11 protein-coding genes, 2 rRNA genes and 2 pseudogenes are annotated in these 15851 nt (G+C 43.4%); 4 read left to right on the forward strand and 11 right to left on the reverse strand.

The genetic code is table 11. The annotated features are described in order from the left end of the window. Positions 1-14: 14 nt before the first annotated feature. The 7 genes and pseudogenes from porM to RCO84_RS11665 all read right to left on the reverse strand — a co-directional run. Positions 15-911, reverse strand: a pseudogene (porM, locus tag RCO84_RS11635) (type IX secretion system motor protein PorM/GldM); the annotation flags it as partial. 228 nt (positions 912-1139) lie between these two features. Further along, positions 1140-1871: a type IX secretion system motor protein PorL/GldL gene (porL, locus tag RCO84_RS11640; RefSeq protein ID WP_264913973.1), complete on the reverse strand. Its 732-nt coding sequence runs from the start codon at positions 1869-1871 to the stop codon at positions 1140-1142. Between the two features lie 5 nt (positions 1872-1876). Next, positions 1877-3337 carry a type IX secretion system lipoprotein PorK/GldK gene (porK, locus tag RCO84_RS11645; protein WP_119237483.1) on the reverse strand — a complete coding sequence of 487 codons (1461 nt, stop codon included), beginning with the start codon at positions 3335-3337 and terminating at the stop codon, positions 1877-1879. 38 nt (positions 3338-3375) lie between these two features. Beyond that, positions 3376-4338 (reverse strand): PorP/SprF family type IX secretion system membrane protein, encoded by a 963-nt coding sequence (locus tag RCO84_RS11650; protein WP_182429205.1) that lies wholly within the window; start codon positions 4336-4338, stop codon positions 3376-3378. Between the two features lie 173 nt (positions 4339-4511). After that, positions 4512-5528 carry a nucleotidyl transferase AbiEii/AbiGii toxin family protein gene (locus tag RCO84_RS11655; RefSeq protein ID WP_118254536.1) on the reverse strand — a complete coding sequence of 339 codons (1017 nt, stop codon included), beginning with the start codon at positions 5526-5528 and terminating at the stop codon, positions 4512-4514. Next, positions 5497-6126, reverse strand: a complete 630-nt coding sequence (locus RCO84_RS11660) for a DUF6088 family protein (RefSeq protein WP_089543958.1) — start codon at positions 6124-6126, stop codon at positions 5497-5499. Before RCO84_RS11660 ends, RCO84_RS11655 begins: the two co-directional genes overlap by 32 nt. Positions 6127-6720: 594 nt before the next feature. After that, positions 6721-8008: pseudogene (locus tag RCO84_RS11665) on the reverse strand (IS1380 family transposase). Positions 8009-8147: 139 nt separating this feature from the next. Here RCO84_RS11665 and RCO84_RS11670 point away from each other — a divergent pair. The 4 genes from RCO84_RS11670 to RCO84_RS11685 all read left to right on the forward strand — a co-directional run bounded on the left by RCO84_RS11670 (position 8148) and on the right by RCO84_RS11685 (position 11040). Then, positions 8148-9107 carry a CfxA family broad-spectrum class A beta-lactamase gene (locus tag RCO84_RS11670; RefSeq protein ID WP_144152522.1) on the forward strand — a complete coding sequence of 320 codons (960 nt, stop codon included), beginning with the start codon at positions 8148-8150 and terminating at the stop codon, positions 9105-9107. 122 nt (positions 9108-9229) lie between these two features. After that, complete coding sequence (locus RCO84_RS11675; protein WP_317585158.1) at positions 9230-9445, forward strand: hypothetical protein; 216 nt, start codon at positions 9230-9232, stop codon at positions 9443-9445. Positions 9446-9487: 42 nt separating this feature from the next. Further along, positions 9488-10453, forward strand: coding sequence for a transposase (locus tag RCO84_RS11680; protein ID WP_264909558.1), 966 nt, complete (start codon positions 9488-9490; stop codon positions 10451-10453). 143 nt (positions 10454-10596) lie between these two features. Next, on the forward strand, positions 10597-11040 hold the full coding sequence (locus RCO84_RS11685; protein WP_144155764.1) for a hypothetical protein: 444 nt from the start codon (positions 10597-10599) through the stop codon (positions 11038-11040). 486 nt (positions 11041-11526) lie between these two features. On the opposite strand, the gene RCO84_RS11690 is transcribed toward RCO84_RS11685, so the two are convergent. From RCO84_RS11690 to RCO84_RS11705, 4 genes are all read right to left on the reverse strand, one after another. After that, a complete protein-coding gene (locus tag RCO84_RS11690; RefSeq protein ID WP_006848869.1) occupies positions 11527-11748 on the reverse strand; it encodes a DUF2795 domain-containing protein in 222 nt (73 codons plus the stop codon). 93 nt (positions 11749-11841) lie between these two features. Beyond that, on the reverse strand, positions 11842-12324 hold the full coding sequence (locus RCO84_RS11695; protein ID WP_144155766.1) for a hypothetical protein: 483 nt from the start codon (positions 12322-12324) through the stop codon (positions 11842-11844). 128 nt (positions 12325-12452) lie between these two features. Then, positions 12453-12565: ribosomal RNA gene (rrf, locus tag RCO84_RS11700) — 5S ribosomal RNA — on the reverse strand. 120 nt (positions 12566-12685) lie between these two features. Continuing rightward, positions 12686-15582: ribosomal RNA gene (locus RCO84_RS11705) — 23S ribosomal RNA — on the reverse strand. Positions 15583-15851: the final 269 nt, after the last annotated feature.

Here is a 15851-nt window from a genome sequence, read left to right on the forward strand (position 1 = left end):
GTTGAACTCTTCACTTACCTGACGATAACTTCCATTGCTGCCGGCAGATTTCGGGTAATTCCATCAGGACCTACAGCCTTGATATGCGAGATATAGAAGCGTCGGTTTCTTGACAGTTTTCTGAACTCTTCGCGCTGTCGTTCTGAGAAATTGGAACCCGCCGAAGCCAAAGGTATGGCATTTCCCATATTATCGAAGAATACGGTTTCGAAGCCCAGTACCTTAAACGGAATATCAAGGAGTCCGTCATCTATGGCTGCATGAATGCCTGGAGCACCCATCAGAGCACCTTTCGATAGAGCACCTCCTCTAAATCTGTCTGTACCCATCGCAATATAAGCTGTTGGGTCAGGAAGTTTTCTTACATGGAATACGAATGGAGGCAGACTTCTCACCTGTCCCTTATCGCGGGCTGTCACATGGATGGTAACATCCTTACCCACCGCTGAAGGTGTAGCCACGAAATGACCATTGCCCTTAGCTACGAAAGAACCGCCTGTCATGGAAGCAGAGATAGCATTTGCCGGAACACCAGGAACGCTGATGCTGATAGGATTGGCATAGCCTGCATAGAGCACATTCATCAGGTCGGCAGCAACTGTAGCTGTATTAGGAACAGGCAATACGGTGTATTTCTGAACGAAATTGCGTCGCATCATCTCGCCATTCTTGCCTCTCATCAGAATGTAACCGCCAAACTGGTGCTCACCTACGCCACCTGCCACAAAACTGTATCTGCCATTCTCGGCATTCAGCCTACTACCATTCACATAGATTTCCGGGCGCTGTGTACTGTCTATTGCAGCCATCACCACATGCGAATTGAAACGTTCACCGGCATAGAGGGTTGTTTTCTCTGGAATAACGAATGCATCGAGTTCATTCACATTCAGTTCTACCAAATCTATATTTTTCTTCTCCTCATCCGATTTCTTCCCATCATCGGCAAGACTTTTCTTGATTTTCTCGACAACAGACTTGCCTTTGACACCGAATTCCTCATCTGTAGGAGTATTCAGCGCCAACATAGCCATCAGGATGACATACATCAGGTTAATCATCTTCTGGCGAGGCGAAACCGGTCTTTTCTTGATTGCCATGGATATAAATTTGCTTGATTCTATTTATTTTCTTCGTCTTTACTCTTCACTTGTTACATGAGGAGCCGCCACACGCATATTGATGGTCATGGCATCAATCATACGGGTATAAATCTTGTTCAACTGTTCTATCTGCTTTGCCATCATCTTGGTCTGCTCATTGATCTGGTCAATGGTACCAATCTGCTGGCTGGCACTTTTCAGCTGCATCTCGTATACCCTGCTGATACCTGTCAAGGTACGGTTCAGATTCTCCATCTCCTCGCTGTCACGAGTCAGTCGGCTACTCTGTTCGTTTACCTTACTCAAGGTTTCTACCAGGCTCTTCAACTGTTCTACGTAGCTGTTCTGAACTTCCACCACCTCAGGATTAAGTGGAGTCAGTTCTGGCGCAGCAGCCATTACAGGAGAGACAGGAGAAGCAACCTGAGGTTGAATGGTTTCAGAACGATTCTTGGCTGTCATCATTTCTTCAGCCGACACCTTTCCTTCCAGATACTCCTCTGTAGCATGGGTAGGCAAGTCTCTACCTTCGGCTGTCTTGTCGAAAGGACGGTCGAAAGCAGAAAGGAAGAACACGAAAATCTCGGTTCCCATACCTAAGAAAAGCATGAGATTGGCACCAGGAAGATGGGTCAACTTAAAGAGGGTACCAGCGATTACGATAGAGGCACCCCAACTGTAAGCATAGTTAAGGAATGTCTGACCCGGCACACTATCCATCCACTTCTGCAAGCGGTATACGATATTGAATTTGCTATAATAGCTCATATTATTTATCTCCTATTCTTATTCTTCAATGGTTTCTGTTTTCCGCTTGCCGTAGTAGCAAGACTTCTCACGCAACGGAATCCGATGTATGAGCGAGGCTGATTCTGGTACTCGAAAGTGCGCCATGCCGAACGGATAAACGACTCAGGGTCTTTCCAGGAACCACCTCTTACACTCTTCTTCTTCAAACGGTAAGGATCTTCTATGGCAGCATTATACTGTAAAGTTGGGTTAAAATCGCTCATTGCGTCAACACCCGCCTCTGTATAAACGGTACTTGTCCACTCTGCCACATTACCAGCCATATCGTAAAGTCCATTAGAATTTGGCGAATAGATAGCCACCTTACTGGTTATCAGGTTGCCGTCTTTGGTATAGTTGCCCCTGTCTGGTTTGAAATTGGCGTAAAAACAGCCATCCCCATTCTTCACATCCGCATTGTCCCAAGGAAATTCATTCTGGTTCTTGCCTCTTGCAGCATATTCCCATTCTGCCTCGGTTGGCAGACGGTAACGCTGCACAAATCTTGCTTCAGGACCTAAGCCCTTCAAAAGATAGTCTGTTCTCCAGGCGCAGAAGGCATTTGCCTGTTCCCAGGTAACACCTACTACCGGATAGTCATTATACGCAGGATTGCTGAAATAACTTCTCAGATAGGTTTCATTCTCTGCATTTCTGAAGTCGTTTACCCAACAGGTAGTGTCAGGATAAACATTCACGATATAGGTATTCAGGAAGTCCCATGGTCCTGAAAGCGGACGGTTGATGGTCTCACGCACCACTCTACCCTCATCATCATAATAAGCGGTATCTTTTGAAATCATCACCACCTCGTCCGGATTTATCTTCACATCGGTGTTGAAGGTACGTTCCTGGGGATTCAGACGGAACTTACGCTGAGCCGCAGCTGTATAATCATAGATTTCGTATTTATAGTTAAGCTGGCGCCAGTCGATGAGTTTTTCTCCTGTAACCGGATTGGTTTCATACAGACTTTCAAAAGCTCTCTGCTCATCCTCATTAGGTTTCTTAGGCAGCGCTTTCTTCCAGTTTACATGAGGTGTAACCGGATCGCCATTCTTATCTTCAGTAATCATGTAAGTCTCGTCGCCTCCATAAGCAGGATCAGCCAGACGGGTACGAAGAATAGAATCGCGCACATAAGCCACAAACTGCTTATATTCTGAATTGGTGATTTCGGTATCATCCATCCAGAATCCATCCACCGACACATCCTTGCGTGGTGTTTTCATTCCCCAGAGTGAGTCTTGGGTCTCCATTCCCATTTTCAGGAAGCCACGGTTTATCTTTACCATACCATAAGGGGCTGGCTCTACAAAGCTTCTACCGCTCACGCCAACCACCTCGCCACCTCTGCCTGCAACAGAAGCTTGCTTGGCACCGAAGCAGCCGCTCAAGGTGAGCAATATAGCGAATGCACTAAGGAGCAATATACTTTTCTTCATTGTTTTATGATTCTACTATGTTCTTATTTCTATTTACATTATAATATTCTGACGCTCTGATGACGGTTTCTGCCTTTCTTGGTCAGGTTGATATCGGTCTGATACCCTACAAAGAGTTCATGACTGCCATTTCCGGCACTGAGTTTAGAGGTGTATGCCTCGTAACTGTAACCAAGCACTACCCCATGGAAACTACCGCCTACCAGCACGGTTACCGATCTGTCCGGACTATAGGTTACTCCACCATACAACATCCGTTTTTCATATTGGTAAACCAATCTTCCTGTCAGGTCGCCTCGCCATGTGGTACCATCTGTTGTAACAAGAACAGACGGCTTTATTGTTAAGAACGGATTTCTCAGTCGAATATTGTATCCACCTGTCAAATAATATGTGGCATCTATTTTCAATTCGTTGGTCTCACCTAGATTTATCGTAGGCGATGTAAGATGCTGGGCAGAAAGTCCTACATACCAGGCCTTATGCTGATAATACAGACCCAGACTCAAATCCATTCCGCTTCCATTTACGTCTGAAGTAGAAAAGGCAGGGTCACCACTTTCTCCCAAATCCACCTTGCTTCCATCAAACTTCTCACTCAGCATGCCTCCTTGCACACCCACGCTCAGCGTTCCACCCAGGAGTTTATTCTGCAAAGCATACTGTAAAGCCAGTCGCTGATGAGTAAAAAGACCAATCTGGTCATTCTGTAGCGACAAGCCTACTCCATGCCGGTGATTGAGCAAGAAGAAAGGCATGTCAGCCGCCACCTGAAAGGTACGGGGGTTATGTTCGAATCCAGCCATATCAAGTGCGTAGGCCGCCGCAACATTGAGTTTCGACTGCTTACCCACAGCAGCAGGATTGAATGATGGTTCCATGTCAAAATAATGACTGAAGGAAGGATCATACTGTGCCCTCATTTCGAGCACCCCCACTAGCAGAATCCATATAATGATAAATCTTTTCAACACAATAAGATAACGGAATTTCTTACACATTATTATATATAAGCAAGAAACAAAAGATGAAAAAGGCTACCCTCTTATAAGAGAGCAGCCCTATCATCGAGATTAATACTCGTCATCATTCCAGAGGAATATTAGGGCTGAATACCAAACACTTATAGCCTTCTAACTTTTTTATTGAACATTTTATTAAGGAGTAAAAGTCGCTAAAAGGCTTTTCTAAACCTATCTTGCAACTCCTTGATTCGCTCTAAAAGTTTTTCGAAAGATAAAGTCTGACCATAGATAAAGTGGTTACACATCTCTGCATAATCACCTTCCCAATCCTTCATCAACTCTTGCCTAGGAACGAAATCAATCTCACTAGGCATCAACTTAGAATAATCTACATACCCAACAGCATAGTATATGGAACGATGCTTAACTATACGCTCATACAAATCAATATCCTGCAGGGCTTGTTTGCCAAATCCTGTATCCATCAAGCGTTCGAGATCATAAAGATGTCTAGACATTCGGACATGACGAGGAGTCTGTTTCTGAAACTCCTCGCATAGCAGGAATGCCTTCTCTAGGAATGTTCGAGTAGGCACAACTGTTCTGACCGTAGCTGTAGCCGCCGCATCTTCTCCAGGGAAAGTCTGCTCAATATATGATGAAATCAAACGGTCTTCCGTAGGTTCATTCATAGACAAGCAACTAATCTCTATCTTAACTCTTGGCGGAATATACTCTATCGTATGACCAAGCATAGACTCATAATGAACGAGAATGACAGACGGATCCTTATCACTTGCAACGGGACTTGCCTTACCATCCTCATCAATTTCCTCTACTACATTTTCTATATGGTATCCTTCCACACCAAGTTTCTTTAGATTTTCATCCAACTCTGCTGAAACTGTATCAAGAAAATACCTACGTGCCTTCTTGCGAAGTTTTTCACGCTGATTCTTTGTCGTCTTCTCTATACCGAAGAATTCATGGCTTACAGATAAGTCTATATCCTCACTGAATCTTTCTATCAAATTCCATCCTTTACTGAGACTTGTACCTCCCTTAAAGATGAGTTGATCTGCACATGAACATTTGAAAAGAGCGTTGAGCACCACAGTTACCCACCAGTCCTTTTCAATTGCAACCTGATTAATACGAAACTTCTCTTCCGCACGTTGCAACATTGCTATTCGTTCATCTATTGTGTGATTTAACCAAAGTGTCATAATGCTCGTTTTTATCTATTATATCAGTTATCAGCTTTCTCATCCATACTGGCATGAGAGTAAGGTCTTGTACAAACAAGTCTTTATGTTCCTCTTCATTGACCAATTTTCTTATGGTAGAGAGTTCTTGATTACCTACATTCTTTTGTCCTAATGTTCTAAGAGCTTGTACAAGAAGCGCTGCCAACACTGTCTGAAAAGCAAAGTTCTTAGGAACACTTCTCTTCAACTCTATAGTCCGATTTCCAAGAGTCAAGACTCTTCCACTTCCCGATGTCAGATAAGTATATTTTGTAGGCACCTGTGTTGAGAGTCCAAGTTTGTTGAGCGCTGTAACTCCTGAAGGTTGTATTTGTACCTTATCTCGCTGGGCTATAGCCATCACCATTTCATCTATTGATGGATAGACTATCCCAAATCGGGTATTCTTAGGGCGAAGATAAACCCCATTAGCTAATCGAACTATATTTCCCTTTTTTTCTTCTACAGAAAGTGCACGACTTACCACCTTCTCATTATCATTGATGTCAGAGAAGTCTGAGATGAAGAGAATCTGCCCTTCACTTGTCTCGTATATACGGTTTGCTATTTCTGCCATATCGTTTTCTTTCTTTAATGGTGCAAAAATACAAAAAATCAGCGATATGTGTAACACCCCGCCGATTTAATTAACTTTTTTTATGTAGAAAACTTTGCAAATATTTTCCACAATCACTTATTTTTATTCACTCTTAGCTGTCTGTGGTACTCACGGCTCTTGCGTTGTAGTTCTTCCTTATGACTGGCATAATATCGACGTTGATACTCTTTTTTCGTGGCAGTTTTTCACTCTTTAAGAGACATACAGGCAAATTCTCCGAATGAATCTGGATACTGCTTGATTATTGCAGTAAAGACTGCGGACAAGACCTGCACGACAATGGAGTTTCCGGCTCGCCAATATAGAGAATAGTCAGAAGTCTTACGATGACGACCATTTATAAACATAAGTTTCGCTATTTGTTCTTTTGTGTAACCTTCTTTACCTCAAATCCGCAACCTATAGGATTTAGTGGGATTTTGGTTTCAAAGCGACAAAATTCATTTTATAGTACATATTTCTTGCACAACAGAAATGTCGCAGACACTAAATCCCCTTACTCCATAAAGCGACTTGAGGTAATACGCTGGTTTAACCAGAAAAGCATGGTCTTTAACCAAAGTCTGTCTTGAACAGGTTGGCATAAGTATTGTTGTCTGAGTAAAAGGTTCAATACATGCCTGCGTGATGTCTTAATCCATTTTGCAGGAACAGAGATGAACTTGAAAACAAAGGCCTTGATCCTGCTGGTGGCACGCAATCCAAATTCACGAGTTTTCAATCTCTGCATAATAGCTTTGTAGAAGTTTCTGATGAGAGCTGTCATAAGCAGGAATACAGTATTCTGTGCCATGAACGATTTTGGCAATCGATTCCAGCCAAAGCCATTGTTCATGTCATCGAAGATACGTTCCTTGCCACCACGAAGATTGTAGAATTTTACGATGTCTCTTGCACTCGACTTGTAATCGTTAGTCAGTATACATCTGTAGGTATATTCGCCTTCCCAAATGTCAAGGTCTCCCTCTATTCGCCTTTGTCTCTGTATGACAAGACGATACGGTTTCCCTTTCCATTTCTCAACAAGGATGGAATTCTGCTCAAACTCAATACCGTTGATTTCAACAGTTTTCCATCCAGTCAAGGCAAACATGGAATCATAGAAGGAAGAGCACCTGTTGGCACGAATATAAAAATGCTTGCAATGAGCCTCTATCATATCTACGATTTCCTCCGAGCATGAGCCGCAATCCATGCGGGCACGGGATATATATACTTCCGATGACTCCAGTCGCTTGAAGATTCTTTCCAAAGTCTCTCTTTGGTTGAAGCGCACGTTTGTGTTACCGTCTCTATTTTCAATACCAACAATCATGTCGTTAATGACAGCTACGCCTGGACTATAGCCCAAGAACTTCTTGTAGGTTGGTTTTGCATCATACTTCTCTGTTTCGATGAACTGATGGGCAAAGTCAAAATCATACTCTTGATCGGATTTCAATTGGCCAGTAGCAAGCAGGGCATTAACCAGTAAGCAGTTCATCTTGTCTGCAGTATTGAAATCATAGGATTTGCCAGAAGCAGATTTATAGGTGATGTTCTTACAAGTCAGTTCTTCGATAGCACGTAATATGGTGTCTGCGCTGCAAGTGCGAAGAGTTGGATGAAGAGACAAATGTTTCATCAAGTGAGTTGTAACATCCTCAATACATGAGCCACCACAAAGATATACGCACATCAGAGAGCGTAGAATCTCGCTATATTGATAACCAAACATAGTGCATCTCAATCCCAAGGAGGAATCTATGGTTTGAGCTAAAAGAGCATCAAATTGCTCCATAATAGAAAAAATTCCCCCAAAAGGAGTGAGTTTCTCGGATTTTATTTGTATCTTTGCCATGTCATATTAGAGTTTTGCTTGTCTTCTTTTCGCAACACTAAGGTAAGTGAAAATTCTGACATGGCAAAATCCTGGGTAACTTTTTGTTGCTCAGGCACTTATAAATAATGTTAAATATAGTGTTGCGGAATTAAGAAACATAAAAAAAAACAGAAAAAAGCAAATCGTAGTTTTGTGTAAAGCTTTAGTTTGCATCTTCATCTTGGTGTTCTCATTGTCCTGTAAATCAGCTACAAAAGGTAGCGCGAATCCTCCATTAACAGATGTTTTGACTGATAGCATTTCTCAGATTGTCTCGGCTTGTCCTGGTGAAATTGGTGTGGCGGTTATTATTAATAACACAGATACGGTTAGTGTTAATAATAAAAGCATTTATCCTATGATGAGTGTATTTAAGGTTCATCAGGCATTAGCTCTTTGCAATGATTTTGACAAAAAAGGCCTTTCCCTTGATACCTTGGTAAAGATAAATAGGGAAAAACTTGATCCAAAGACATGGAGCCCTATGATGAAAGATTATTCAGCACCAGTTATATCGTTGACAGTAAGAGATCTGTTGCGCTATACTCTTTCCCAGAGCGACAATAATGCAAGCAATATCATGTTTAAGAATATGCTCAATACTGCACAAACAGACAGTTTTATAGCGAAACTCATACCACGTTCGAGTTTTCAGATAGCTTATACAGAAGAGGAAATGTCCGCTGACCATGACAAAGCTTACTCTAATTACACATCTCCTCTTGGTGCTGCAATGTTGATGAATCGTTTGTTTACAGAAAGTCTTATCAGTAATGAGAAACAAGATTTCATTAAGAATGCATTGAAAGAATGTAAAACAGGTATAGATAGGATAGTAGCTCCACTTCTTGATAAAGAAGGGGTTGTAATAGCACATAAGACAGGTTCTGGTGTCAATGAAAATGGTATTCTTGCAGCTCAGAATGATGTAGCCTATATATGTCTGCCTAATAAGGTCTGCTATACCTTAGCTGTATTTGTTAAGGATTTCAAGGGAAATGAATCACAAGCGTCACAATTTGTTGCGCATATATCAGCGGTAGTATATTCTTTATTAATCAATACTGCGTTAAATTAATATTTAATCGTCTGTAAATCAATAACTTATATTAAGAAATGCTTATGAAAACTTAACTGTAAAAAGTTGGTCAAGTCGCTGATTTTCAGTAACTTTGTAGATCACGACAAATACAATATTACATGAATACAGGACTTGACCAATATATGGATATCTTTAAAGATGCAGTTGAAGATTCAGCTGCAAAGATAACAAAAAGTTTCGAGAAAATACTCATCGAGGTGATAATTTTGTTCATGGTAATACCAAGAAAGATAAATTTCACCCAAATGGGGAGGTATGGCTTGCATGTTGAGCAAACCTATCGCAACGCATTCGGCTTGAAAAAGTCGAAGTGAATTGATTGGCTCAAACTTAATGTCTCACTTGCCAAGCGCTTCTTGGGTAAACAGGGAAGATGGGCTATTGCCATTGATCCCAGCTACATCAGTAAAGCTGGCAAGAAAACACCACATATCGGTCGTTTTTGGTCAGGATGTGCTCAGTCTGTTAAACATGGTCTCGAAATCATGGGTATTGGACTCATTGATATTGATACCAAAGACTGCATGATGTTAAGAGCCCACCAGTCGCTAAATAATAAAGAACTGAGTCTTAGAAACAAGACTATGGTAGATTTCTATATCAGCGTCATTAAGCGTTACCGCAAGGAACTTCTTAAACTCTCAACCCTCATAGTTGCAGATGCTTACTTCTCTACAAGTACATTTGTTAATGGGATAAAGAAAGAAGGTTTCTCTTTGATAAGCCGCTTTCGTGACAATGCTTGTCTCTTTTATGTCTATACTGGTCCACGTACTGGAAAACGTGATCGCCCCAAGACCAAGGATGGCAAGATTGATATGAAGAATCTTGACCTCACTCGAATGGAGAAGATGGAGATGAAAGATATAGAAGGAACAGCTTATACTTTGATTGCCTATTCCAAGGCACTCAAGTGTAAAGTTAGACTTGTCATCTGGCAGATGCCGAATGGCAAGAAGAAACTATTCTTCTCTACAGACACCTCACTTTCGGGTGAAGAGGTACTTCTTTATTATAGAACCAGGTTTCAGATCGAATTTTGCTTTCGTGACGCCAAAGGCTATACTGGTCTTATGGACTGCCAGGCTCGCGATAAGTGGAAACTCGATTTTGCTTTCAATGCTTCGTTCACATCACTAAATGTTGCCAAGGTAACTATGAAGGAGATGGGAATGGAATATTCTATGTCTTCATTCAAGTCACTGATGACCAACATTTATCTGGTGAGACGAATTTTTAAAGCATGCAGGTACATCCCGAACCGAACTTTAATTAGCAAGATTTTCAAAGATCTCTCGTGCTTACAGCGTATAGCTGCTTAGCACATTATTGAATTATTAACGAACTATTGTACAAAATCAAGTCCGTTTCATTGCAAAATACTGCATAAAAGACTATAATTCAACTGTTTCAAAGATCGAATTGCCCTTTTTTATTGGACAGTAGTGAAATCGATTGACAAGACATGGAATCAGATTTAGCTATCTTTGCATCCCAAATGCATAATATAAAAGTACGCTACCACATTGTGGGAAAACAAGAAGAGTTGCAAGAGATATATGACCTCTATCAGACTTTCAAACAGAAAGAACGCCCTGCTATGGAAGAAGACGAGGCCGATGATTGGGAAGGAAACATCATCTTAGCTCTTGGTGTGGACTATGGGACTTGCAATCTCTGTGGTAATATCAAGAAATGCGAACTTTCAGAAGGCTTTCTCTATATAGAAGCGGAAGAACTCGCATTGATTACTGACTTCCGCGTTCTTCTCAAAAATCGTTTCAAGAATTTGGAAATCTATTTCGCTACAGAAGATCCAGAAAACGAAACATATGTGACTAATGATGCAGATGGCAAGTATTTTCACGACCTGCCTGATGATCATTTCATAGCTCCATTAGATTATTGACGTATGGGACCAAAAACATTTCTAGCAGCTCTAATGTGCCTAATCATCGTAGCCCTCATGTGCTCACCCATTTTCCTCGTATGGCACGGTTTTACTATGGGTGGTTCAGTAATAGTCAGAATAGCATTTATCGTGATAGGGCTCATTCTATTGCGTTTATTCAAGCCAATTTCTAATCTTACTGGCAAGGACTACAAGATATTCTGATAGTTTCGACTATAAAGGCTACAAATTTGATCGAAGGTGGTATCACTCTGTTTAGCGTGATACCACCTTCTTTTCTGCATAAACTCGCTCTGTGACGCCTGTTGAAGCGTGACCTAACAATCTGCTTATCTCACTGATTTCAGCTCCGTGTGCTAGCGCTAAAACAGCCCAGGTGTGTCTTGATCATGGACGGCAAAAAGCCATATAGGAATTTCATGAGAAATCACCTATATGGCTCATTTCCATTATCTTATACTGATAATCGTAATCGATGAACGATTAGTACTCGTCATCATTCCACAAGAAGTCATCCTTTGAAGGATAATCAGGCCAGATGTCTTCGATGCTTTCGTAAACATCGCCTTCGTCTTCTATCTCCTGCAAATTCTCTAGAACTTCTAGAGGCGCACCAGAGCGAGTTGCGTAGTCAATCAACTCTTCTTTAGTTGCAGGCCATGGTGCATCTTCAAGCTTTGAAGCCAATTCAAGTGTCCAATACATAGCTCTATAATTTAACGTTTCTATTATTTTGGCTGCAAAAGTAATACTTTTATTTTAAATTCCAAATATTTATGGAACAAATTTACGCACAAATCAATAATTTACATTAAAATTCTGCTTATATTTGGTTTTATCGAAGAAAACTATACCGCAATCAACCAAATTAAAGGTCAAAATCGTACGATTATCTGTTACAAGTCGAAGCCATACTTTCCTATATTCTGCATCGAGATTGATGTCTGTAACTACTAAAACCGTATCATCAGACACATTCCAGAGAAACTGCTGGAAATCCTCTCTCTTTAGCAGGGAAGATGCAGAGAGTTCTACTACATTAGGATAAACAGTTCTGATGCGGAAGAGAAGACGTTTCTGTTTGGAGGCATCTTGGGGATAGGAGGAGGAGATTTCAGAATGAGTCTGACAATAGATTCTGAGAAATCCCTTTTCGTTAACCACCTTGCGCAGGAAAGAATAGGCTGTAGGTGATTGTACTCCGAATCCTCGGGTACGAGGCATCCGTAGCATACGCTGACCGAAATTAGCAAACTCCTTTTTAATTCTTTTCCTATTCATGCTACAAAGATAATAAAAATCTGCGAAATTCCAGACCGAACAGGTCTAAAATCTGTGAGCATCTGTGAAATCTGTGGGAAAAACAAAAAAGCCTCAGAAATCTTTCGAAATCCGAGGCTCTTGATAAAAGAAGGCGGCTACCTACTCTCCCGCATTGCATTGCAGTACCATCGGCGCAAGTGAGCTTAACTTCTCTGTTCGGAATGGGAAGAGGTGGAACCTCACCGCAATAACCACCTGATAATGGGTTATGACGTATTTGCACACAAGCAAACGTATAAGTAATGTTGATTGTTGAATGTTGAATTACAACTTTCAGCACCATTCAGACTGTACATACAGTTGAAACTATGAACTTTCCTAAAGAAAGTGTTCGGGCAATTAGTAATGCTCGGCTTTGACATCGCTGTCTTTACACCTGCATCCTATCAACGTCATCGTCTTTGACGACCCTCAATGGAGTTCTCATCTTGCGGCTGGCTTCGCACTTAGATGCTTTCAGCGCTTATCCAATCCAGACTCAGATACCCAGCGGTGCGCCTGGCGGCACAACTGGTAAACCGGAGGTCTGTCCATCACGGTCCTCTCGTACTAGTGACGGCACCACTCAAAACTCCCACGCCCACGATAGATAGAGACCGAACTGTCTCACGACGTTCTGAACCCAGCTCGCGTGCCACTTTAATGGGCGAACAGCCCAACCCTTGGGACCTTCTCCAGCCCCAGGATGTGACGAGCCGACATCGAGGTGCCAAACCACCCCGTCGATATGAGCTCTTGGGGGGGATCAGCCTGTTATCCCCGGAGTACCTTTTATCCTTTGAGCGACGGAGTTTCCATACACATCCGCCGGATCACTATGCCCCAGTTTCCTGCCTGCTCGGCATGTCTGCCTCCCAGTCAAGCGCCCTTATGCCATTGCACTCTTTGAGGTCGGTTACCAATCGACCCGAGGGCACCTTTGGAAGCCTCCGTTACGCTTTTGGAGGCGACCACCCCAGTCAAACTACCCACCAAGCAGTGTCCGCGTATCACGCGTTAGACCTCAGACAGCCAAAGGGCCGTATTTCAAGGATGGCTCCACGAAAGCTGGCGCTCCCGCTTCAAAGCCTCCGGCCTATCCTACACATCGGATGACCAAGGTCAATGCTAAGCTGTAGTAAAGGTTCACGGGGTCTTTTCGTCCCATCGCGGGTAATCGGCATCTTCACCGATACTACAATTTCACTGAGCTCATGGTTGAGACAGCGTCCGGATCATTACACCATTCGTGCAGGTCGGAACTTACCCGACAAGGAATTTCGCTACCTTAGGACCGTTATAGTTACGGCCGCCGTTTACCGGGGCTTCAATTCAATGCTTCCTCTTGCGAGTGACATCTCCTCTTAACCTTCCGGCACCGGGCAGGTGTCAGGCTGTATACGTCATCTTTCGAGTTTGCACAGCCCTGTGTTTTTGTTAAACAGTTGCCTGGACCTATTCTCTGCGCCTCGCTCATCACGAGGACCCTTTATCCCGAAGTTACAGGGTCAATTTGCCTAGTTCCTTAACCATGAATCTCTCAACGCCTTAGTATGTTCTACCCGACCACGTGTGTCCGTTTGCGGTACGGGTGCCGCATGGGTTAAGCTTAGCGGATTTTCTCGGGAGTATGATTACCCACACTATTGGATTCTTCCGAAGAAGACTCCATACTGTCAAGTTCAGCTCGGATGGTGGATTTGCCTGCCATCCTCAACGCCTACACTCTTCAACGGGGACTTCCGTCGCCCCGCGGTGGTTTCACTGCTCCGTCTCCACATCGCCCCATGCGGCAGTGACGGAATATTAACCGTCTCTGCCATCGCCATCGCCGTTCGGCTTAGACTTAGGACCCGACTGACCCCGGGCTGATTGGCATTGCCCGGGAAACCTTGGTCTTACAGCGGGAGGGAATCTAACCCTCCTTATCGTTACTTATTCCTACATTTGCTTTACTCACCGCTCCAGGATAACTTACGTACACCATTCGACGCTGTGAGTATGCTCCCCTACCGATACTTTTAAAATTGCTATCCCGCGCCTTCGGTGTCTGCCTTATACCCGATTATTATCCATGCCCGGACCCTCGACTAGTGAGCTGTTACGCACTCTTTGAATGAATGGCTGCTTCCAAGCCAACATCCTAGCTGTCATAGGGACCAGACTTCGTTAGACTAACTCAGGCAGAACTCCGGGACCTTAGACGGCGGTCTGGATTCTTCTCCTCTCGGGGACGGACCTTAGCACCCGCCCCCTTACTGCCGGACTGCAGACCGTGAGCATTCGGAGTTCGTCAGGACTCGATAGGCGGTGAAGCCCTCTTGTCCTATCGGTCGCTCTACCTCTCACGGTGACCATCCGACGCGGCACCTAAATGCCTTTCGGGGAGTACGAGCTATCTCCAAGTTTGATTGGCCTTTCACTCCTACACTCGGCTCATCCAGAAGCTTTTCAACGCTTATTGGTGCGGACCTCCATCCCGTGTTACCGGGACTTCATCCTGGCCAAGTGTAGATCACTTGGTTTCGCGTCTACCCCCACTGACTGTGCGCCCTCTTCAGGCTCGCTTTCACTGCGGCTACGTGTCTCATGACACTCAACCTCGCCAGTGACGGTAACTCGTAGGATCATTATGCAAAAGGCACGCCGTCACACATTGCTGTGCTCCGACCGCTTGTAGGCGTATGGTTTCAGGAACTATTTCACTCCCCTGCTCGGGGTTCTTTTCACCTTTCCTTCACAGTACTCGTTCGCTATCGGTCTCACGGGAGTATTTAGCCTTACCGGATGGTCCCGGCAGATTCGCGCAGGATTCCTCGTGTCCCGCGTTACTCAGGATACCGCTATGCTGCATTTCGCTTCACATACTGGACTATCACCGTCTATGGTCACATTTTCCAAAGTGTTCTGTTCACGATTTGCATACAATGTCGCGGTCCTACAACCCCGCTGGCGCCTTGCGACGTCAACGGTTTGGGCTGTTCCCCGTTCGCTCGCCACTACTGGGGGAATCATTCATTTATTTTCTCTTCCTGCAGGTACTAAGATGTTTCAGTTCCCTGCGTTAGCTCTCTTACATTGGTAAGAGTAACCGTCCTTCAGACGGCTAGGTTGTCCCATTCGGAAATCTTCGGATCAAAGGTTATTTGCACCTACCCGAAGCTTATCGCAGCTTATCACGTCCTTCATCGCCTCCGTGAGCCTAGGCATCCGCCATACGCCCTTTCTTACTTTCTTTACGACTGTATTTGCTATCAGTTTAACCTGACAGCGAATAAGTAGCTCATACTTTCAGCTGTATTCTAACAAAGTGAAATCTCATCTTGCGATTTGATTTACTTTAGTCTGAACTAAAGTTCATTACTTACAGTTTTGCTTGTGTCAATATGTCAAAGATCTTTTTGTCAGTTTATAGTTGAAAGTTGACAGTTTAAAGCAACTCAACTAATGACAGAGTGGAGATTGTGGAGTTGAACCATTTTGCTTGAGCCGAGCTGTTAACTGTT

The sequence above is a fragment of the Segatella copri genome, from assembly GCF_949820605.1.
In the GTDB taxonomy this organism is placed as follows: Bacteria; Bacteroidota; Bacteroidia; order Bacteroidales; family Bacteroidaceae; genus Prevotella.